At 63.4% G+C, this 18,192-nt stretch carries 24 protein-coding genes; 6 read left to right on the top strand and 18 right to left on the bottom strand.

Translation table 11 applies throughout. The annotated features are described in order from the left end of the window. Window positions 1-31 precede the first annotated feature (31 nt). The 4 genes from AC56QX_RS04395 to gcvA form a co-directional block, all read right to left on the bottom strand. Window positions 32-856: a carbohydrate ABC transporter permease gene (locus tag AC56QX_RS04395; RefSeq protein ID WP_497113881.1), complete on the bottom strand. Its 825-nt coding sequence runs from the start codon at window positions 854-856 to the stop codon at window positions 32-34. 11 nt (window positions 857-867) lie between these two features. Continuing rightward, entirely contained in the window at window positions 868-1,740 is an 873-nt protein-coding gene (locus AC56QX_RS04390) for a carbohydrate ABC transporter permease (RefSeq protein ID WP_497113880.1), read from the bottom strand. A 140-nt stretch (window positions 1,741-1,880) separates the two neighbouring features. Next, window positions 1,881-3,191, bottom strand: coding sequence for an ABC transporter substrate-binding protein (locus AC56QX_RS04385; RefSeq protein ID WP_497113879.1), 1,311 nt, complete (start codon window positions 3,189-3,191; stop codon window positions 1,881-1,883). Window positions 3,192-3,412: 221 nt separating this feature from the next. Next, entirely contained in the window at window positions 3,413-4,318 is a 906-nt protein-coding gene (gene gcvA / locus AC56QX_RS04380; protein ID WP_497113877.1) for a transcriptional regulator GcvA, read from the bottom strand. 110 nt (window positions 4,319-4,428) lie between these two features. On the opposite strand from gcvA, the gene AC56QX_RS04375 reads away from it, so the two are divergent. Beyond that, complete coding sequence (locus AC56QX_RS04375; protein ID WP_497113876.1) at window positions 4,429-4,614, top strand: hypothetical protein; 186 nt, start codon at window positions 4,429-4,431, stop codon at window positions 4,612-4,614. Between the two features lie 58 nt (window positions 4,615-4,672). Here the strand turns inward: AC56QX_RS04375 and AC56QX_RS04370 are convergent, their stop codons facing one another. Then, window positions 4,673-5,632, bottom strand: a complete 960-nt coding sequence (locus AC56QX_RS04370; RefSeq protein ID WP_497113875.1) for a sugar-binding transcriptional regulator — start codon at window positions 5,630-5,632, stop codon at window positions 4,673-4,675. Window positions 5,633-5,877: 245 nt separating this feature from the next. Between AC56QX_RS04370 and AC56QX_RS04365 the strand changes: the two genes are divergently transcribed. Beyond that, on the top strand, window positions 5,878-6,510 hold the full coding sequence (locus tag AC56QX_RS04365) for an HAD family hydrolase (RefSeq protein WP_497113874.1): 633 nt from the start codon (window positions 5,878-5,880) through the stop codon (window positions 6,508-6,510). Here AC56QX_RS04365 and AC56QX_RS04360 read toward each other — a convergent pair. The 8 genes from AC56QX_RS04360 to ureC form a co-directional block, all read right to left on the bottom strand. Next, complete coding sequence (locus tag AC56QX_RS04360) at window positions 6,507-7,274, bottom strand: class II aldolase and adducin N-terminal domain-containing protein (protein WP_497113873.1); 768 nt, start codon at window positions 7,272-7,274, stop codon at window positions 6,507-6,509. The two genes, AC56QX_RS04365 and AC56QX_RS04360, sit on opposite strands and share 4 nt — an antisense overlap. A gap of 89 nt (window positions 7,275-7,363) precedes the next feature. Then, a complete protein-coding gene (gene ureG, locus AC56QX_RS04355) occupies window positions 7,364-8,005 on the bottom strand; it encodes an urease accessory protein UreG (RefSeq protein ID WP_497113872.1) in 642 nt (213 codons plus the stop codon). Further along, a complete protein-coding gene (locus AC56QX_RS04350; protein WP_497113871.1) occupies window positions 8,002-8,442 on the bottom strand; it encodes a DUF3995 domain-containing protein in 441 nt (146 codons plus the stop codon). Before AC56QX_RS04350 ends, ureG begins: the two co-directional genes overlap by 4 nt. Then, window positions 8,439-9,110: an urease accessory protein UreF gene (locus AC56QX_RS04345; RefSeq protein ID WP_497113870.1), complete on the bottom strand. Its 672-nt coding sequence runs from the start codon at window positions 9,108-9,110 to the stop codon at window positions 8,439-8,441. The genes AC56QX_RS04350 and AC56QX_RS04345 overlap by 4 nt, the downstream gene beginning before the upstream one ends. Next, window positions 9,103-9,723 carry an urease accessory protein UreE gene (gene ureE, locus AC56QX_RS04340; RefSeq protein ID WP_497113868.1) on the bottom strand — a complete coding sequence of 207 codons (621 nt, stop codon included), beginning with the start codon at window positions 9,721-9,723 and terminating at the stop codon, window positions 9,103-9,105. Before ureE ends, AC56QX_RS04345 begins: the two co-directional genes overlap by 8 nt. Next, on the bottom strand, window positions 9,720-10,325 hold the full coding sequence (locus tag AC56QX_RS04335; protein ID WP_497113867.1) for a glutathione S-transferase family protein: 606 nt from the start codon (window positions 10,323-10,325) through the stop codon (window positions 9,720-9,722). Before AC56QX_RS04335 ends, ureE begins: the two co-directional genes overlap by 4 nt. Before the next feature lie 44 nt (window positions 10,326-10,369). After that, complete coding sequence (locus AC56QX_RS04330; RefSeq protein ID WP_497113865.1) at window positions 10,370-10,963, bottom strand: hypothetical protein; 594 nt, start codon at window positions 10,961-10,963, stop codon at window positions 10,370-10,372. A 93-nt stretch (window positions 10,964-11,056) separates the two neighbouring features. Continuing rightward, the gene (gene ureC / locus AC56QX_RS04325) at window positions 11,057-12,769 is read right to left on the bottom strand and encodes an urease subunit alpha (protein ID WP_497113864.1); all 1,713 of its coding nucleotides are present in this window, start codon (window positions 12,767-12,769) and stop codon (window positions 11,057-11,059) included. A 161-nt stretch (window positions 12,770-12,930) separates the two neighbouring features. Between ureC and AC56QX_RS04320 the strand changes: the two genes are divergently transcribed. Both AC56QX_RS04320 and AC56QX_RS04315 read left to right on the top strand, forming a co-directional pair. Further along, window positions 12,931-13,308 (top strand): hypothetical protein, encoded by a 378-nt coding sequence (locus tag AC56QX_RS04320; protein ID WP_497113863.1) that lies wholly within the window; start codon window positions 12,931-12,933, stop codon window positions 13,306-13,308. A gap of 114 nt (window positions 13,309-13,422) precedes the next feature. Next, window positions 13,423-13,917 (top strand): hypothetical protein, encoded by a 495-nt coding sequence (locus AC56QX_RS04315; protein WP_497113862.1) that lies wholly within the window; start codon window positions 13,423-13,425, stop codon window positions 13,915-13,917. 80 nt (window positions 13,918-13,997) lie between these two features. On the opposite strand, the gene AC56QX_RS04310 is transcribed toward AC56QX_RS04315, so the two are convergent. From AC56QX_RS04310 to AC56QX_RS04290, 5 genes are read right to left on the bottom strand one after another with little or no spacing between them, the layout of a single operon-like run. Then, complete coding sequence (locus tag AC56QX_RS04310; RefSeq protein ID WP_497113861.1) at window positions 13,998-14,303, bottom strand: urease subunit beta; 306 nt, start codon at window positions 14,301-14,303, stop codon at window positions 13,998-14,000. A 6-nt stretch (window positions 14,304-14,309) separates the two neighbouring features. Beyond that, window positions 14,310-14,897: a HupE/UreJ family protein gene (locus AC56QX_RS04305; protein ID WP_497113860.1), complete on the bottom strand. Its 588-nt coding sequence runs from the start codon at window positions 14,895-14,897 to the stop codon at window positions 14,310-14,312. A gap of 34 nt (window positions 14,898-14,931) precedes the next feature. Continuing rightward, window positions 14,932-15,186, bottom strand: coding sequence for a DUF1272 domain-containing protein (locus AC56QX_RS04300; protein WP_497113859.1), 255 nt, complete (start codon window positions 15,184-15,186; stop codon window positions 14,932-14,934). 10 nt (window positions 15,187-15,196) lie between these two features. After that, entirely contained in the window at window positions 15,197-15,499 is a 303-nt protein-coding gene (locus tag AC56QX_RS04295) for an urease subunit gamma (RefSeq protein WP_023693076.1), read from the bottom strand. 28 nt (window positions 15,500-15,527) lie between these two features. Then, complete coding sequence (locus tag AC56QX_RS04290) at window positions 15,528-16,370, bottom strand: urease accessory protein UreD (RefSeq protein ID WP_497113858.1); 843 nt, start codon at window positions 16,368-16,370, stop codon at window positions 15,528-15,530. A 202-nt stretch (window positions 16,371-16,572) separates the two neighbouring features. On the opposite strand from AC56QX_RS04290, the gene AC56QX_RS04285 reads away from it, so the two are divergent. Together AC56QX_RS04285 and AC56QX_RS04280 are read left to right on the top strand one after the other, a co-directional pair. Further along, a complete protein-coding gene (locus AC56QX_RS04285; protein ID WP_010912831.1) occupies window positions 16,573-16,827 on the top strand; it encodes an acyl carrier protein in 255 nt (84 codons plus the stop codon). Window positions 16,828-16,831: 4 nt separating this feature from the next. Further along, window positions 16,832-18,040, top strand: coding sequence for a beta-ketoacyl-[acyl-carrier-protein] synthase family protein (locus AC56QX_RS04280; protein WP_497113857.1), 1,209 nt, complete (start codon window positions 16,832-16,834; stop codon window positions 18,038-18,040). Window positions 18,041-18,192 lie beyond the last annotated feature (152 nt).

The following is an 18,192-nucleotide window of genomic DNA, read 5'->3' as shown; positions in this document are numbered from 1 at the left end:
ATTGTCCGTCGTCGGTTGCGTGCGGCGGTATTTATTTCACGGCACCAAATGTCAGGCCGCGCACCAGCTGCTTCTGGCTGAACCAGCCCATGATCAGGATCGGCGCGATCGCCAGCGTCGAGGCTGCCGAAAGCTTGGCCCAGAACAGGCCTTGCGGGCTGGAGAACGAACTGATGAAGGCGGTCAGCGGCGCTGCTTCCGTGGTGGTCAGGCGGATGGTCCAGAACGCCTCGTTCCAGGCCAGGATGATGTTGAGCAGCATTGTCGACGCGATGCCAGGCACCGCCATCGGCGTCAGTACATAGATGATCTCGTTCCACAGCGAGGCGCCGTCCATGCGCGCCGCTTCCAGGATCTCGCCGGGGATTTCGCGGAAGTAGGTGTAGAGCATCCACACCACGATCGGCAGGTTGATCAGCATCAGCATGATCATCAGGCCGATGCGGCTGTCGAGCAGGCCGGTGTCGCGGAAGATCAGGTAGATCGGGAACAGCACGGCGACCGCCGGCATCATCTTGGTGGATAGCATCCACATCAATATGTCCTTGGTCCGCTTGGTCGGCGAGAACGCCATCGACCATGCCGCCGGTATGGCGACGAGCAGGGCCAGAATGGTCGAACCGACCGAGAGCAGCACCGAATTGAAGAAGAACTTGAAGTAGCCGCTCTGCGCCTGAACCTCGGTATAGCTTTCGAATGTTCCCGACGGGATCAGGTTGAAGCCCTGGATCGCCTCCTGTTCCGACTTGAACGAGGTGATGATCGTATAGAGGATCGGGAAGAAGATCAGCAGAGCGACGATCCAGGCCGCGGCCGTCGCGATCGTCTTGTGCTGGGTGGTGACTGCACGGGCCATCTTGTCCTCCCTTACTTGTCGAGGTTCTTGCCGACTGCGCGCATGGCGAAGAAGGCGACGATGTTGGCGAGAATGACAGCGATGATGCCGCCCGCGGATGCCTGGCCGATTTTGAACTCCAGCAACGCCTTCTGGTAGACGAGGAAGGGCAGGTTGGTGGAGGCGTAGCCGGGGCCGCCATTGGTGGTGACGAGGATCTCGGCATAGACCGAGAGCAGGAAGATCGTCTGGATCAGGATGACCACGGTGATGGCGCGCGACATATGCGGCAGCGTCAGATAGATGAAGCGGCTGACGAAGCCGGCGCCGTCCATTTCCGCGGCCTCCTTCTGTTCGCCGTCGAGTGATTGCAGCGCGGTCAACAGGATCAGCGTCGCGAAAGGCAGCCACTGCCAGGCGACGATGATGATGATCGCCAGCATCGGATGCTGCCCGAACCAGTCTATCGGTTGCGCCCCGAAGAACCGCGCTATGTCGGCGAACACCCCGTATTGCGGGTGCATGATCATGTTCTTCCAGACCAATGCGGCCACCGGCGGCATGACGAAGAACGGCGAGATGACGAGGATGCGCACGATCCCCTGTCCCCACATCGGCTGATCGATCAGAAGCGCCAGCAGGATGCCGCCGATCACCGTGATCAACAGCACGCTGCCGACGAGGACAAGCGTGTTGAGGATCGACTGCAGGAAGGCCGGGTTGGAATAGAACAGCGCGTAGTTCGAGAACCAGACGAACCCATCGCGGGCCGGGTTGAGCGGATTGTACTGCTGGAAGGAGAACCAAAACGTGAGTGCCAGCGGCACGATCATCCAGACGAACAGCAGCACAACGGATGGCGCCATCATGAAACGGGCAAGCGAACGGGTCTGCTGAGTAGCCATGACGGTCACCCTCCAAGTTCAGCTAGATTTTTAGAGTTGTGCCAGATTTTCCAGGATTGTGAAGATGGCCGCCCGAACTGGGACTCGGGCGGCCATTGCCGGTCATGGTGTGCGGCCGGCATTCGGCACCGGGAGGAGCCTTACTTGATATAACCGCCTTCGGTCATCGCCGCGGTGGCGGCGTCCTGCGCCTGCTTCAGCGCGTCGTCGACGCTCGACTGACCGGCAAGAGCCGCCGAGAAGAGCTGGCCGACAGTGGTGCCAAGGCCCTGGAACTCAGGGATGGCGACGAACTGCACGCCGACATAAGGCACCGGCTTGACGGTCGGATGCGTCGGGTCGGCAGCGTTGATCGAGTCCAGCGTCATCTTGGCGAACGGAGCCGCCTTCTGGTACTCGGCATTGGCGTAGAGCGAGGAGCGCGTGCCCGGAGGAACGTTGGCCCAGCCTTCCTTCGAAGCGACGAGCTCGGCATAGTGCTTGCTGGTCGCCCAGGACACGAACTTCTCGGCGGCATCAGCCTTCTGCGTGCCGGCCGGAATGGCCAGCGACCAAGCCCACAGCCAGTTGCCGCGCTTGCCGAGCCCGTTGTCGGGAGCGAGCGCATAGCCAACCTTGTCGGCGACGGTCGAGTTCTTCGGATCCGAAACGAAGGACGCCGCGACCGTGGCGTCGATCCACATGCCGCACTTGCCCTGCTGGAACAGCGCCAGGTTTTCGTTGAAGCCGTTGGAGGACGCGCCCTCAGGACCGTCGGCCTTCATCAGGTCGACATAGAACTGCAGCGTGTTCTTCCATTCCGGCTGATCGAACTGCGGCTTCCAGTTCTCGTCGAACCAGCGGGCGCCGAAGGAGTTCGACATGGCGGTCAGGAAGGCCATGTTCTCGCCCCAGCCGGCCTTGCCGCGCAGGCACACGCCGTTCACGCCATTGGCGCGGTCGGTCATCTTGTCGGCGGCCTGCTTGATGAAGTCCCAGGTCGGCGCGTCGGGCATCTTCAGCCCTGCCTTTTCCATCAAATCCTTGCGGTACATGACGAAGGAGCTTTCGCCGTAGAAGGGCGCGGCATAGAGCTTGCCGTCGACCGAAAGACCGCCGGCGATGGCCGGGATGATGTCCTTGGCGTCATAGTCGTCGCCGAGCTTGTCGAGCGGCAGCAGCCAGCTCTGCTTGGCCCAGATCGGAACCTCGTAGGTGCCGATGGTCATCACGTCATACTGGCCACCCTTGGTGGCGATGTCTGTGGTGACGCGCTCGCGCAGCACGTTCTCTTCAAGTGTGACCCAGTTGAGCTGGATGTCGGGGTTAGCCTTGGTGAAGTCTTCGGTCAGCTTCTGCATGCGGACCATGTCGCCATTGTTGACGGTGGCGATGGTGATGGATTCGGCATGTGCGGCAAAAGCGAGAGCGCTGGCCGACAACAAGCCCAGGGTGAGCGTGCGCAGTTTCATCAAATTCCTCCCATGAACCAAGATGAGCATTTGCCTTGGCTTTGAGCAATTACTCACTTGGCGTGAATTATGTCAAGCCGGATTCGATGCTGCAGCGCAGCACTCGGCCTTCCCGGCGCCCGACAGAGGCATGGAAATTGGGGCGGCAAACCACGCCCGTGCCGGATATCAGGCGACGGGACAGGAAGGCGTGGAGGCCTGAAGCGGGTGCGCTGCGCCTGTCAGCAAGCGATCTCGGCCAGCAACCAGTCGCGGAAGGCGCGGATCTTCGGCACGTTGCGGCGCGCTTCGGGATAGACCAGCCAATAGGCATGGCCATCGTCGCCGACCAGGTCGAAGGGTTGGATCAGGCGACCTTCGGCGAGTTCCGCCTTGAACAGCGCCCTGGTCAGGATCGCCACGCCATGACCGGCGATCGCCGCATTGGCCTCATAGGCCTGCGCGCCCATGCTGCTGCCGGGCCGCGTGGCAAGGTCGTGCGCATGCACGCCTGCCGTCTCGAACCATTGCGTCCACCAGACGTCGCCCGGATCGAGGATCGGCAGCCGCAACAGGTCTGCCGGCTCCTTGACGCCGCCGATGCTCGCCGCGAGCTTCGGGCTCAGCATCGGCGTGAAGTCGGCGTCGAGCAGCTTGTGGGATTCCAACCCCGGCCATTTGCCGCCGCCCGAGCGGATGGCGATATCGGTATCCTCACGCGCGAAATCCGTCAGCCGGCTCGATGTCTCCAGCCGCACGGCAAGCGCCGGATGCGCGAGTTGGAACGAGCCCAGCCGGTGGGCCAGCCAGTTCGAGGCAAAGGTCAGCACCGTGGTGACGCACAACAACCCGTCCGCGCCGCCGCGCGCCGCGGCATAGGCCTGGCCAAGAATGGCAAAGGCCTCGCTGACGGCGGGTGCGAGGCGCTGTCCGGCTTCGGTCAATTCGATCTGCCGCGGCCGGCGCAGGAACAGGGGTGAACCGACGCGCTCTTCCAGCACCTTGATCTGATAGCTGACGGCAGCCTGTGTCATGCCGAGTTCCACAGCGGCCTTGGTGAAGGAAAGATGCCGCGCCACCGCTTCGAACACCCGGATCGCTTGCAGCGGCGGGAGTTGCGAAAGCTGTGGTGAGCTCAGATCGGGCATAAGGCCTCCTTATGGGTCCTTATCGACGTTCGATTGGCAAAGTTGGCCGGCGAGACCGACATTCAGTGTCAACCCGTCATTTGGGTTCAGGATAGCGAAGGTTCACGATCATGACCATGGCGCAGCAAAAATGCACTCCCGCTCCGGATCACCGCTGGATTTCTTGGCTAACGGACGGATTCGGCTGGTTCGCGATCAGAAAAAGGGCGCTCCTCGACATCAGGGACCTGTCGCCGCATCTGCAGCGCGACGTCGGTTTCCTCGATGGCAACGACCCCTTTGGCAGGCACAGATAGACTTGTTGGCTTTATCGCAAAGCAGCGGCCGCACCCGACGAGCGGTCGCGATTTCGGATCAGATGCTGGCCAGCAGGGCGGTCGCCGTCCGCTCATCGGTGATGAGCCCATTGACCAGCCGGCGATTCACGGCCGCCAGGATTCCCGGCAGCTTGCGCTCGCCCATGGCCAGCGCAATGACCAGTGACTTCTCGCGCGACGGCAGCGACGCCGACGACACCCGGTCGTTGGTGATGCCCTCGATCATGCGGCCTTCCCTGTCGAACACCCAGCCGACGATCTCGGCGATGCCACCTGCCTTCTGCAAGGCTTTCAGCTCGCTTTCCGAAATGAAGCCGTCCTCATAGAGCGGCGCCTTGGGACCGAGATCACCGATGCCGATGAAGGTGACGTCGGCTTCCGCCGCCAGCGCCAGCGTCGGCTGGATCATCGGCTGGTTGAGCAGCATCTCGCGCTCTTGCGGCGAGGAGGCGATGACCGGCAACGGCATCGGGAAGGAGCGCGCCTTGACCCGGTCGGCCATGGTGAAGATGACGTTGTAGTAGGCGGCCGAACCGTCCGGCGAGATGTTGCCGGTCAACGACACCACCTTGTGCTGTGGACACTCCATTGGCGGCAATTGCTCGATCGCCGCCTTCAGCGTGCGTCCGGTGCCGATGCCCATGACGATCGGCGTCGGCGAGCGCAGCCGCCGCTCGATCTCGGCGGCCGCCGCCTCGGCGATGCCGATGGTGGTGGAGGATGAATTGGGATCGCTTGGCACCACCTCGACCAGGTCGAGCGCGAAACGCGATTTCAGCCGGGCCGCCAGGTCAAGGCAATTGGCGATCGGATGGTCGACACGAACCTTGATCAAGCCTTCCGACACCGCCAGCGACACCAGTCGCTGCGCCGTTTGCCGCGAAATGCCGAGCGTGGCGGCGATCTGGTCCTGTGTGTGGCCGGCAACATAATAGAGCCAGCCGGCGCGCGCCGCGTCGTCCAGCCTGTTGCTGCCGCCGTCCTGCCGGGTATTCACGTCCTGCCTCCCAAGGCCGCCGGTCATCAAGGCGGTCCGCTCTTAGTTTCGCAGGGAACGGCAGTCTGCGCAATTGTCAATCTCAAGGGCAATTGTTTGCTTGTGCGCGACTGGGATTTTCCCGCGGACAATCTCTGACCGCACAGACGAGGGCGGCTTTGGTTCCGGTCGCAGTCACCTTCTGTGATCCCGACGGTTTATCTCCCGGCGCAAACCCTTTAAGGGGATCGCAAAAGGAGCGCTGCATGACACCGAAGGCGGTTTTCTGGGACATGGACGGTACGCTGGTCGACAGCGAGCCACTGCACGAGGCAGCCCTGGTGGCGGCGATGCGCAATGTCGGCCTCAAGCCGCCCGCCGACCTGCATGAGCGCGTGCTCGGCGTCGCCGCCTGGCCGGTCTATGAAATGATGCGCGACGAATTCGGCCTGGACCTGCCCTTCGACGATTGGATCATGCGCAAATACGAGCACTATCTGCCCCTGGTCGAGGGCTTGAAGCCGCGCCCCGGCGCCATCGAGGTCTTCAACGAATTACGTGCGCTTGGCGTGCAGCAGGCGGTGGTCTCCAATTCGGACCGGATGATCGTCGACGCCAATCTGCGCATGGTCGGCCTCTTCTATCCTGGCATGAAGACGATCAGCCGCAACGATGTGCGCGATGGCAAGCCGCACGCCGAACCCTTCCTGCGCGCCGCCTATCTGGCCGATGTCGATCCCGCACACGCGGTGGCGGTCGACGACAGCTGGCCGGGCGCCATGGCGGGTCTGGCAGCGGGCATGAAGACGATCTTCTGGCCGGAAAAACCGATGGAAGGACCAGCCGGCGCTGTCGTCATCAACAGCGCCGAGGAATTGCGCGCCGAGCTCGGTCTTTAATTCCGGTACACGGGTTCCTGCTCGTCGAGGATCGCCTTCAACTCGGCTAGATGACGCTCGGCCTGGCCCGGATAATCATCCATTTCGCTCGCCGCCTTCTCGGCGATCGCGTCGGACAGTGTGCGCAGCGGGCGTCCGGTCCACAGCGCCTTGATGTAGGTCTCGGCGGCGCGCTCGAAATAGAACATGCGGTTGAAGGCGTCGGCGACTGTGTCGCCGATAACCAGCACGCCGTGATTGCCCATCACCATCACCTTGACCTTGGGGTCGGTGAGGAGCTGCGAGCAGCGCTCGCCCTCTTCCTCGAAGGCCAGCCCGCCATAGTGCGCGTCGACGACATGGCGGTTGAAGAACATCGCCGAATTCTGGTCGATCGGCGGCAATGTCGAGTCGGCGAGCGATGCCAGCACCGTGGCATGGATCGAATGGACATGCATGACGCAGCGCGCATGCGGCACGTTGCGATGAATGGCGCCGTGCAGGCCCCAGGCGGTCGGATCGGGCGCATCGGGGCCGGAAAGCGTGTTCGGATCGTTGGCGTCGATCATCAACAAGTCGCTCGCCTTGATGCGCGAGAAATGCACCTGGTTGGGGTTCATCAGGAACTGCGTGCCGTCGTCGTTGACCGCCAGCGAGAAATGGTTGGCCACCGCCTCATGCATGTTGAGCCGCGCCGTCCAGCGGAAGGCACAGGCTAGATCGACGCGCTCTTCGTAGAAGGGCAGGTTGGTCAGCGGCTCTTTCTGCAGGCGGGCAATGCTCATCTCGAAAATCCTCCGGTTTTGGCGAGAATGCCGTGACCGGCGGCTGCCCGCAACGGGTTTCGGTTGGTGCAGGGAGAAGCTGCTGGCTGTCAGGCGGCCGTGCTGGCGGCAGTGACGGTCCTCAGCCCACCATGCTCGACGATGAAGTCGATGACCTCCTGCAGTCCCTTGCCGCGCGACAGGTCGGTGAAGCCGAATGGACGCTTGCCGCGCATGCGGCCGGCATCGCTCTCCATGACATCGAGGTTGACGTTCACATAGGGTGCCAGGTCGCTCTTGTTGATGATCAGGAAATCGGAGCGGGTGATCGCCGGCCCGCCCTTGCGCGGGATCTCCTCGCCCTGGCAAACCGAGATGACATAGAGCGTCAGGTCGGCAAGGTCCGGCGAGAAGGTGGCGGCAAGGTTGTCGCCGCCGGATTCGATGAAGATGATGTCGAGATCGGGGAATTTCCGGTTGAGTTCGGCGATCGCCTGCAAATTGATCGAAGCGTCCTCGCGGATGGCTGTATGCGGGCAGCCGCCGGTCTCGACGCCGACAATGCGGTCTTCCGGCAGCGCCTGCAGCCGCGCCAGCATCATGGCGTCTTCCCTGGTGTAGATATCGTTGGTGACGACCGCGATCGAGAATTCGTCGCGCAGCGCCTTGCAGAGTTTTTCGGTGAGCGTCGTCTTGCCGGAACCGACAGGGCCGCCAATGCCGATGCGAAGTGGGCCGTTAGCTTGAGTCATGTCGGGAACTCCATGATGGCGAGGATGGCGAAGCCGAGCCCGATCAACAGGCAGAGCGGCGAATAATAACTGGTATCGAGCCGTGCGAAAGGCTGCTCGGGCGCCAGCCGCCGCCACCACGGCGTGAAGCCGGCAATACCGCGCCCCAGGAACACCAGCCCAATGAGCAGCGCGGTGGCGGCAAGGCCTTCCCTGGGGAAGGGCGAGGCAAAGAAGCCGATGAGCGCCAGCGGCCACAGCGTCGCCAGGCCGAGACAGGCGGCAACCGCGAAACTGGCGAACGGCGTCGGCATTTCATCGACGCCGCGAAAACCGACAACGGCGTGGGCGCAGGACGCTGCATCCCTGCCCGGCCAGATGCCGCCAATGCCCCAATAGACATGCAGCGCCGTGATCAGCAGCAGGACAATGGACAGCGCGAAGGCGAGGAGGATCATGAGCGAAACAGCCGCGAATACTGGGTTTCGTGCTTCATCGCCACGACGTCGGATACGAAGGCACAGCCGCCGAGATCGTCCAATGTCGAGCGGGACGCGCGGGCGGCGGTCGAGAGCGCCAGCGGCTCGAAGCCGGCCAGAAGTGTGGTGGCCTCGCTTTGGCCGACGACACCGAGCCTGATCGCCGCCTGGACGAGATTGGAGAAGAAGGTTTGCAGGAAGGCGGACAGCGCATCCTGCAGTGCAATGCCATTGCCGCCGGCAATGGAGCCGACCGCGACGCAATAGGCGCATTCGGCCGGCAAGCGCTCCAGCACGGGATTGGGCCAGGCGGCGGCAGCCTTCAGGAAGGCTGAACCTTGCAGCGTGGTCTCGGTGTGGCGCTCGCGTGAGCCGGCGAGCGCCTCGGCCAGTGCGGCGACGTCGTCGTGATCGCCGGCGTTGCGTGCACAGCGCCAGCTCTCGGCAAACAGCACCGCATCGTTCCAGCCCGAACCCATTTCAACCAGCGTTTCCAACCAGCCGGCAAGGCCGGCGGCATCGGTCACCAGCCCGTCATGCACCGCGCGCTCCAGCCCATGGCTATAGGCAAAGCCACCGACCGGGAAGGCCGGCGACAGCCACGCCATCAGCCGCAGCAGGGCGATGTTCGAAGGCTGGTCAGTCATGATCGTGGTGGTGGCCGTCGTGCGAATGGCTGTGTGCGTGAGAATGCGATTCACTGTGCGAATGGGAATGTGCCTCACCATGGCTATGCGCGTGCGCGTCGGCATGGCTATGATCGTGGCCATGGTCATGACCATGCCCACCACCATGACCGGAATAGGCGCCGCGCACCGGCTTGAACGGCTCGGAAACCTCGCGCACCGTGGCGCCGAGCCCCTCAAGCATCGCCTTGATGACGTGGTCACGCAGGATGACGATGCGATCCGCCTCGATGCCCGCGGCAAGATGGCGGTTGCCGATGTGCCAGGCAAGCTCGGTCAGATGCACGCCGTCGCGGGCGCGGATGTCATAGACCTCTTCCGGCGCCGCAAGGATCTCGACATGACGGCCATCCTCCAGCACCAGCCGGTCGCCGTCATTCAAGGCAACAGGCTCGGGCAGGTCGACCAGCACCTTGCTGCCGTCTGACAGTTCGATGGCGCGGCGGCGCAGATGCCGCTCGTCATGAGGGAGAACCGCTTGGCCGGAGGGTGCCGTGGATCCCACACCACCAGCGGGCAGCACGGAGACGGCGCGCGGGAATTTGGTGAAGTCGGTGTTGAGGTTGAGTTTCATTTCATGGCTCCGCCATTGGCTTGTGCCCGCGCGCGGGCAGGGCGCGAAAGCACCCTGTCGAAATAGGCGTTGACGCGCTCGGACTCGATCGGAAATTTTCCGGCGCGGGCCCAGCTGCCCATGTCGCCGAGCAGCACGTCGACGGCGGAAAACCGCTCGCCGAGCGCAAACGGCTTGTCGCCAAGCCGGCGGTCCAGCGCTTTGGCTTCCGAAGCGAAATCATAGGCCGCCGCGGGGCCGACATCGACCCGCACTTCCCTCGGCAGCAGGAAGCGGTGGCGCAATTTGTTCCACAGCGGCGCCTCGAACTCGCTCTGGGCAAAATGCATCCAGGAATCCATCTCGGCCCGACCGGCGACGCCCGGATTTGCACCCATGCCTTTGTCCGCGTGCTTGTCGGCCAGATAGACGCAGATCGCCGCCGAATCCGTCACCGTCAGCTCGCCGTCGATCAGGATCGGCACCTTGCCCGATGGGTTGAGCGCATAGGCTTCCGGCGAGCGCAGTTTCACTTCGACGAATTCATAGGGCTGCCCGAGTTCCTCGAGCATCCAGAGAACGCGGCTGACCCGGGATCCGCGCGATCCGATGGCCCTGTACATGGTAAAGCCCTGCCTTTCCCGCGACTCTAGACCATCCGCTATAGTCATACGATCGTGTCGAAGAGCCGCAGGATGAACGATATCTGATAGATCAGCGTGCCGGCGACGAAGGCGATGTGAAACCGGCGGTCGCGCACCAGGATGGCGGCAATGCACAGCGCGACGAAGACCGGGGTGCGAAACAGATATTCGTTGCCATAGCGGGCAAAGTGCTCGGGCCCCTTCAGCAGCGTGTCGACCACATCGAGCAGATAGGTCGCGGCCAGCAGGCCGAAAAACCAGGCGCGGCGCGAATAGAAGAAATCCTCGTAGCTGGTGTAGTCGAGCATCGAATCCGGAAACAGCAGCGCACACAGCAGGAACAGCGTGATCGCGTAGAAGATGAGGAACAGGTACTTGCCAAAGGTCCAGGTCTCGATGGCGTAGAGGCCGAACTCCCACCACCAGAAATGCACCAGCAGCAACAGCATGGAGGCGACCCAGGCCAGATGCACGGGATAGAGCCGGTACTGGCCGGGATGCTGGACGATGCGGGCTAGCCCCGATAGCAGGCGGGTGACGCCAAGCCCGATCACCATGCCCATGACGATGCGGATATGCGGGAAGATGTCGTGGGGGGAGGCTATTTCGCTGGCCATAACCAATCACGCGGGTTTCGCTGAGCCGCATATTGGGGCGTCGCCGACCGGGTCGCAACGGATTTTGGCGGATCGATCGAATCGCCCTTCACATCAAAACAGAAAATACCGCTGCGCCATCGGCAGCACCGTTGCCGGCTCACAGGTGAGCAATTCACCGTCGGCACGCACTTCATAAGTTTCAGGATCGACCTCGACATGCGGCGTGGCGTCGTTGAGCACCATCGAATGTTTGCCGATGCCGCCGCGGGTGTTTTCGACGGCGACGAACTGCTTGTCGACGCCAAGCCGGCCATGCAGGCCCGACTCAAGTGCTGCTTTCGAAACGAAGGTCACCGACGAATTGGTTCTGGCCTTGCCATAGGCGCCGAACATCGGCCGGTAATGCATTGGCTGCGGCGTCGGGATCGAGGCGTTGGGGTCGCCCATGGGGGCTGCGGCGATCATGCCGCCGATCAGCACCATCTCCGGTTTGACACCGAAGAAGGCCGGGTTCCACAGCACCAGGTCGGCGCGTTTGCCGACGGCGATCGAGCCGATGTCTTTCGACAGCCCATGCGCGATGGCCGGGTTGATGGTGTATTTGGCGATGTAGCGGCGGACGCGGAAATTGTCGTTGTTGCCGGTCTCCTGCGGCAGCGAACCACGCTGGCGCTTCATCTTGTCGGCGGTCTGCCAGGTGCGGATCGCCACTTCACCGACACGGCCCATGGCCTGGCTATCCGACGAGATGATCGAGAAGGCGCCGATGTCGTGCAGGATATCCTCCGCCGCGATCGTCTCCTTGCGAATACGGCTTTCGGCAAAGGCGATGTCTTCGGGGATCGACGGCGACAGATGATGGCAGACCATCAGCATGTCGAGATGCTCGGCCAGCGTGTTGACCGTGTAGGGACGCGTCGGATTGGTTGACGACGGGATGACGTTGGGCAGGCCGCAGACCTTGATGATGTCGGGCGCATGGCCGCCGCCGGCGCCTTCGGTGTGGAAGGCATGGATGGTGCGGCCCTTGATCGCCGCCACCGTGTTTTCGACGAAGCCGGATTCGTTCAGCGTATCGGTGTGGATCATCACCTGCACGTCGTACTCGTCGGCGACCGACAGGCAGCAGTCGATGGCCGCCGGCGTCGTGCCCCAATCCTCATGCAGCTTCAGCGAGCAGGCGCCACCCAGCACCATTTCTTCCAGCGCTGCCGGCAGCGACGCGTTGCCCTTGCCCGACAGGCCGATATTCATCGGGAAGGCATCGAAGGACTGGATCATGCGCGCCATGTGCCAAGGGCCTGGCGTGCAGGTGGTCGCCAGCGTGCCATGCGCCGGGCCGGTGCCGCCGCCGAGCATTGTGGTGATGCCGCTCATCAGCGCTTCCTCGATCTGCTGCGGGCAGATGAAGTGGATATGCGCGTCGAAGCCGCCGGCGGTCAGGATCTTACCTTCGCCAGCGATGATTTCGGTGCCGGGACCGATGATGATGGTGACGCCATCTTGCGTGTCCGGATTGCCGGCCTTGCCGATTGCGGCGATGCGGCCATCCCTGAGGCCGATATCGGCCTTGAAGATACCGGCGCTGGCGTCGATCACCAGGGCGTTGGTGATGACGGTATCGACCGCGCCCTGGGCGCGGGACACCTGGCTCTGGCCCATGCCGTCGCGGATGACCTTGCCGCCGCCGAATTTTACCTCTTCACCGTGAATGGTGAGGTCCTTTTCAACCTCGATGAAGAGTTCGGTGTCGGCCAGCCTGACCTTGTCGCCGACGGTCGGGCCGTACATCTGGGCGTAGGCGGCGCGGGTGATTCTGGCCATCAGCGATTGCTCCCGAAATGCGACGTGATTGAGCTGCACATTGCCGCCATCCAATGGTCACGCAATGACCCGCTGGGCGACACCTTCTGATCCGATTTGGCGGTTGAGGTTGACAGGTCACCCGAAAACGACCGTTTGCCAAATCGATGGAAGGAAAATCCATGCGCAAAACGATAATTCTTGTAGCCGCTGCCAGCCTGATGCTGCCCGGTGCCGCCAGTGCCCAGCGGCAACCTGCTCCGGCCACGCCCGCCCCCAGCGCGACCACGCCCGCTCCCGGCGCTCAGCAGGCGGCGCCGGCGATCCAGAGCGTCAACATTGTCGACATCACCGAGCTGCCAAAGAACACCCAGACGCAGGTCAACCAGGTCATCGCCCAGCGTGGCGACGAAGGCCTGCAGAAGCTGCGCAGCTCGATCGACGCCACTCCCAAGGTGAAGTCCGCGCTCGAAGCCAAGGGGCTGACCTCGGCGCAAGTGGTCGCGGCCAGCATGGAGCCCAACGGCGCGCTGACCCTGATCACCAAGAAGGCCAGCTGACGAAGCGGCGCGGCGGGCCGGTATCCGGTCCGCCGGCCGTATCGCGAAGGGAACCGTGGCAGGTCTGGAGTCGTTTCGCTTCCTGATTGTTGAAACAAACCGCGAAAGCGAATGATGACCCTCACCGCTCTGCCCGACGTCCGATGGCCGCATGCCATTGCGGCGGCCGCGTTTCTGGCCGCGAGCTTGCCCCAGGCCGCGCTGAATGCGCAGGGTCTTGAAAGTCCGGAGACCGTCGACCGCATCGTCGGCTCGCAAATCAACGAGGAACAGGCCAAGACAACAGCCGAAATCGGAAAAGTCAGTTCGGCGATCGACCGCACGCGTGACAACATCAGCACGGTGCGCAAGACCTCCAAACTCGACAAGGTCGATATCGTGTTCCTGACCGACTCGGCGCGCAGCGAAGGCGGTCCGCCGGCAATCATCCAGAACAAGGTCCGGCAGCATCGGGACGATGTCGCGGAATTGCGCAAGGAGATCGAGGCCAACGCCCTGCTCTTCAACGCCATCGATTCGCGGCGCGTGGCTGCGCAGGACATTCTCGCCGTCGCGTTCGACGACCCCGGAAAGATCGTCATCTATGCGGCCGCCAAGCCGTCGGACTGAGCCGAAAGCACCGCCTGCTTTCAGGCTTGCCTCGAAGCCTATCGCCATCCTTGCACGCCACGCATGAGACACCACCGGTCTCACAGCTTGCCCATCACCTTCTGCTGGAATCCATAGACCTCGCGCTTGCCGCCGAGCGGCACCAGCGTGACGTCGCGTTCCTGTCCCGGCTCGAAGCGCATGGCGGTGCCGGCGGCGATGTCGAGGCGCATGCCGCGCGCCTGTTGGCGGTCGAACTTCAGCCCCTCATTGGTTTCGAAGAAATGGTAGTGGCTGCCGACCTGGATCGGCCGGTCGCCAGTGTTGGCGACTTTCAGGGTGACGGTCGGCAGGCCCTTGTTGAGCTCAATGTCGCCTTGAACGGGGATGATTTCACCGGGGATCATCTGAGATCACACGACGCCGAAGGCGAGGCCGACGCCGGTCGCCGCGCAGGCCGCACCCGCGACACGCGCCAGACCACGGAACCTGAGACCGAGGCCTAGGCCGGCGGCGATGCCGGTGGCATGAAGCAGCGCCGTGGCGACGGCAAAGCCGGCCATGTATTCAAGGCCGCCGGCGTTTTCCGGCACTTCGGTGCCATGGGCGTGACCGTGGAATAGCGCGAACAGGCCGATAATGGCGACGCCGGCCGAGACGGGCAGATCGATGGCCAGCGCCACCAGCAGGCCAAGCGCCACGACGGAGGCCAGTATGCCAGGCTCGACGAAGGGCACCGGCACATGCGCCATGCCAAGGGCCGCGCCGCCCAGCATGACGCCGACAAAAGCCGCGGGCCACGCCCAGATCGCCCTGCCGCCCTTGAGGGCCGCCCACAACCCGACCGCGAGCATCACGGCCATATGATCAAGGCCGGACAGCGGATGCATGAAGCCGGCCGTGAAGGACGACGTCGTACCGATGCCGACATGGGCGTAGGCGGGCATGGCCGCGGCCAGAAACAGGATCGCCGAGAGGGACAGTCGTTTGGCAGGGATCATTTCTATTTGCCTTCCGTTTCCAGGGTCACGGTATTCACGCGGCTTTGCGCGGGCCGCAGCCCTCGGCCTTGAGGACGCGCTTTGTCGAAGCCGGATATTTCTTCAGCATCGCGGCGGGACGGATCGGCCGGGCCGAAAAATTGCCACCGCAATTGGGGCAAACGCCGTCCAGCACGTGTTCCACGCAATCGGAACAGAAGGTGCACTCGAAGGTGCAGATCAACGCATCCGCCGCCTCGGGCGGCAGGTCCTTGTCGCAGCACTCGCAGTTGGGGCGCAGGTCAAGCATCCGGGTCTCCTCACCTGATGGGCTCGTGCACGGTCACCAGCTTGGTGCCGTCTGGAAAGGTCGCTTCCACCTGCACATCGTGGATCATTTCGGCGATGCCCTCCATCACCTGCGCGCGGGTGACGACATGGGCGCCGGCCTCCATCAGTTCGGCCACCGGGCGACCGTCACGGGCGCCTTCGACGACAAAATCGGTGATCAGCGCGATCGCTTCCGGATGGTTGAGCTTGACGCCGCGCTCCAGCCGCTTGCGCGCCACGATCGCCGCCATGGCGATCAGCAGCTTGTCTTTTTCCCTTGGCGTCAGGTTCATGCGGTTTCCAAAGATGAGGCAGACAGAATCACAGTGACCATAATTTGGGCAGTCCCGCCCTTCCGTTGAGCAGTCCGACGAGCGGAACCAGCCGCTGGCGCAGTTGGTAGCCGTCCTCGGCGTAAAGCCTCGCAAGAAGCTTGCCAGATGCCTTCACGCTCCAGGCGCTGGCGCCGCCCTGGTCGCCGACGATCTCCCGGACCGGGTCGAGCAAAGCCTCGGCCCGTGGCGACACCAGCAGCAGCGTTGCCACCGCGATTGCGCCGCCGGCGGTGGCCGCGCGTGCCAGGGCACCAGTGATGTCGGGTCCGATGCGGAAATCCTCGGCATGGATCAGGAAACCATCCTGGCGAACACGCCAGCGGTCGTGAAAAGTGCCTTGCGCGGCGCGTTCGCCCATGGCCAGGCGACCGAAAACGGTGGCCTCCAGCACCAGCGCCTCGGCCCCCGCGGCAAGCTCGACATCCAATGTGCGGGCAAAGGCCGCCCGGTCGAAGACGATGGTTTCCTGCGGCAGCCAGGCGATGCGGCCGTTTTCGCCGACGCTCAGCCTGACCCGCACCTGGGCATGGTCGGATGCGGCGCGGTAGATCTTCTCGCAGGCCTGGGTCGTTATCGACGCCGAGGCTTCTGCGCCGACATTCACATCCCAGCCGATGCGGTCGCCGCCGGTCAATCCACCGGCGGTGTTGATCAACACCGCCTCCAGCGGATCGGCCGAAACCGCCGGCAGCCTTATCTTGGCGGAGCCGTCCTGGTAGAGGCGGCGCAGCCTTGTGCGGCCGTCCGCGCTGGCGCAGCCCAGCTGCGCCAGACCTGCGGCGCGCTGGGCCAAAGGGGCCGAAAACTTGGTATATTCGATCGTATCCACGCCGTCAGGTTAAGCACTGTGGCGGTTTTGTCGATATATAGCTTGTTGCTTGATAGCGTTTCCGTTTCTATAGAGGGAGCCACCTCGGTACGGTCAGGCGATGCTTGGCGGGGGTAGAAGGCGACGATCGCGGCCTGATATCGAGGACAAGAAGGCGCTGTTCAGTTGGCGTCGGGAAACGACAAAGTGGGGAAGAGACCGAATGGCTGACCAACTGGCAACGGATATCATCGAGAAGATCAAGGCCCATGCCGAGCCGGGCGGTGAGGAAATCACCACCAGCACCGAATTGACGTCGCTAGGCATCCATTCGCTCGAGTTGACGGAGATCATCTTCGACCTCGAGGAGCAATATGGCATCGAGATCGAGATGAACACGGTCGATGCCTGGAGCAATCTGAAGAATGTTGGCGACATGGTCGAGGCCGTTCGCGCGCTGATCGCGAAAAAAGCCTGACCGAATGCTGAAACGCGTCGTCATCACCGGCCTTGGCGGGCTATGCGGGCTCGGCACCAATGTGCCGGCAATCTGGGGTGAGATGCGCGCTGGCCGTTCGGCCATAGGCCCGATCGAAAATCATTCCCTGCACGATCTGAAGGTCAGGACCGGCTGCGAGGTCAAGGTGCTGCCCGATCACGGCATCGAGCGCAAGCAGCTGGTGTCGATGGATCGCTTCAGCTTGCTGGCGGTGATCGCCGCCCGCGAAGCCATGCAACAGTCCGGATTGGCCGCTCATGCCGACAACACCTATCGCATGGGAACCATTGTCGGGGTCGGCGTCTGCGGCTTCGAGACGGTCGAAGAGAATTATCGCGCCATCCTGGTAGAGGGCAAGAATCGCGCCGGCATCTTCACCGTGCCTAGGGTCATGCCGGGCGCCGCCGCCGGCCAGGTCAGCATGCACCTTGGCCTGCGTGGGCCGGTGTTCGGCGTCACTTCGGCCTGCTCGTCGGCCAACCACGCCATCGCCTCGGCTGTCGACCAGATCAGGCTCGGCCGCGCCGATGTCATGGTCGCCGGCGGCACCGATGCGCCACTGGTCTGGGGTGTGCTCAAGGGCTGGGAGGCATTGCGCGTGCTGTCGCCCGATACCTGCCGGCCTTTCTCGGCCGACCGCCAGGGCCTGGTGCTCGGCGAAGGCGCCGGCATGGCGGTTCTGGAAAGCTACGATCACGCCATGGCGCGTGGCGCCACCATCCTCGCCGAAATCGCCGGCGCCGGCCTTTCGGCCGATGCCTCCGACATCGTTGCCCCGACCATCGAGGGACCGGAAGCCGCCATGCGCTTCTGCCTCGCCGATGCCGGCCTCAATCCCGAGGACATCGATTATCTGAACGCCCATGGCACCGGCACCAAGGCCAACGACCAGATCGAGACCGTCGCGATCAAGCGCGTCTTTGGCGAGCATGCGCGCTCGCTGTCGATCTCCTCGACGAAGTCGATGCATGCCCATTGCCTGGGCGCGTCGGGCGGGCTGGAGATGATCGCCTGCGTCATGGCCATCCGCGAAGGCCTCGTGCCGCCGACCGCGAATTACCGCGAACCCGATCCCGATTGCGATCTCGACGTGACGCCCAATGTCGCGCGCGAACGCAAGGTGCGCGCCGCGATCAGCAACGGTTTTGCTTTCGGCGGCACCAACGCGGTGCTGGCGTTCAAGGCAATTTGATCCCGGGCGGTTACTACCTGCCCGGGCGGTCACCACCGCCCCGGGGCGGTTGCTACCTGCCCGGCGAACGGTCACATCTCCCCCGCGCTCGATTCGATTGACTGTCCGTGCGTGGCGAAACTGTCGCCGCCATATTGATCACGTCGTGTCGT

The organism is Mesorhizobium sp. RCAM 06353, assembly GCF_059683585.1.
The sequence above is the reverse complement of the archived record's forward strand: the minus strand, read 5'-3'. Positions and strand labels throughout refer to the sequence as shown.

Excerpts from the sequence above, each read along its gene's own strand:
- AC56QX_RS04395 (WP_497113881.1), bottom strand. The coding sequence starts at position 856 with ATGGCCCGTGCAGTCACCACCCAGCACAAGACGATCGCGACGGCCGCG.
- AC56QX_RS04390 (WP_497113880.1), bottom strand. The coding sequence starts at position 1,740 with ATGGCTACTCAGCAGACCCGTTCGCTTGCCCGTTTCATGATGGCGCCA.
- AC56QX_RS04385 (WP_497113879.1), bottom strand. The coding sequence starts at position 3,191 with ATGAAACTGCGCACGCTCACCCTGGGCTTGTTGTCGGCCAGCGCTCTC.
- gcvA (WP_497113877.1), bottom strand. The coding sequence starts at position 4,318 with ATGCCCGATCTGAGCTCACCACAGCTTTCGCAACTCCCGCCGCTGCAA.
- AC56QX_RS04375 (WP_497113876.1), top strand. The coding sequence starts at position 4,429 with ATGACCATGGCGCAGCAAAAATGCACTCCCGCTCCGGATCACCGCTGG.
- AC56QX_RS04365 (WP_497113874.1), top strand. The coding sequence starts at position 5,878 with ATGACACCGAAGGCGGTTTTCTGGGACATGGACGGTACGCTGGTCGAC.
- AC56QX_RS04360 (WP_497113873.1), bottom strand. The coding sequence starts at position 7,274 with ATGAGCATTGCCCGCCTGCAGAAAGAGCCGCTGACCAACCTGCCCTTC.
- ureG (WP_497113872.1), bottom strand. The coding sequence starts at position 8,005 with ATGACTCAAGCTAACGGCCCACTTCGCATCGGCATTGGCGGCCCTGTC.
- AC56QX_RS04350 (WP_497113871.1), bottom strand. The coding sequence starts at position 8,442 with ATGATCCTCCTCGCCTTCGCGCTGTCCATTGTCCTGCTGCTGATCACG.
- AC56QX_RS04345 (WP_497113870.1), bottom strand. The coding sequence starts at position 9,110 with ATGACTGACCAGCCTTCGAACATCGCCCTGCTGCGGCTGATGGCGTGG.
- ureE (WP_497113868.1), bottom strand. The coding sequence starts at position 9,723 with ATGAAACTCAACCTCAACACCGACTTCACCAAATTCCCGCGCGCCGTC.
- AC56QX_RS04335 (WP_497113867.1), bottom strand. The coding sequence starts at position 10,325 with ATGTACAGGGCCATCGGATCGCGCGGATCCCGGGTCAGCCGCGTTCTC.
- AC56QX_RS04330 (WP_497113865.1), bottom strand. The coding sequence starts at position 10,963 with ATGGCCAGCGAAATAGCCTCCCCCCACGACATCTTCCCGCATATCCGC.
- ureC (WP_497113864.1), bottom strand. The coding sequence starts at position 12,769 with ATGGCCAGAATCACCCGCGCCGCCTACGCCCAGATGTACGGCCCGACC.
- AC56QX_RS04320 (WP_497113863.1), top strand. The coding sequence starts at position 12,931 with ATGCGCAAAACGATAATTCTTGTAGCCGCTGCCAGCCTGATGCTGCCC.
- AC56QX_RS04315 (WP_497113862.1), top strand. The coding sequence starts at position 13,423 with ATGACCCTCACCGCTCTGCCCGACGTCCGATGGCCGCATGCCATTGCG.
- AC56QX_RS04310 (WP_497113861.1), bottom strand. The coding sequence starts at position 14,303 with ATGATCCCCGGTGAAATCATCCCCGTTCAAGGCGACATTGAGCTCAAC.
- AC56QX_RS04305 (WP_497113860.1), bottom strand. The coding sequence starts at position 14,897 with ATGATCCCTGCCAAACGACTGTCCCTCTCGGCGATCCTGTTTCTGGCC.
- AC56QX_RS04300 (WP_497113859.1), bottom strand. The coding sequence starts at position 15,186 with ATGCTTGACCTGCGCCCCAACTGCGAGTGCTGCGACAAGGACCTGCCG.
- AC56QX_RS04295 (WP_023693076.1), bottom strand. The coding sequence starts at position 15,499 with ATGAACCTGACGCCAAGGGAAAAAGACAAGCTGCTGATCGCCATGGCG.
- AC56QX_RS04285 (WP_010912831.1), top strand. The coding sequence starts at position 16,573 with ATGGCTGACCAACTGGCAACGGATATCATCGAGAAGATCAAGGCCCAT.
- AC56QX_RS04280 (WP_497113857.1), top strand. The coding sequence starts at position 16,832 with ATGCTGAAACGCGTCGTCATCACCGGCCTTGGCGGGCTATGCGGGCTC.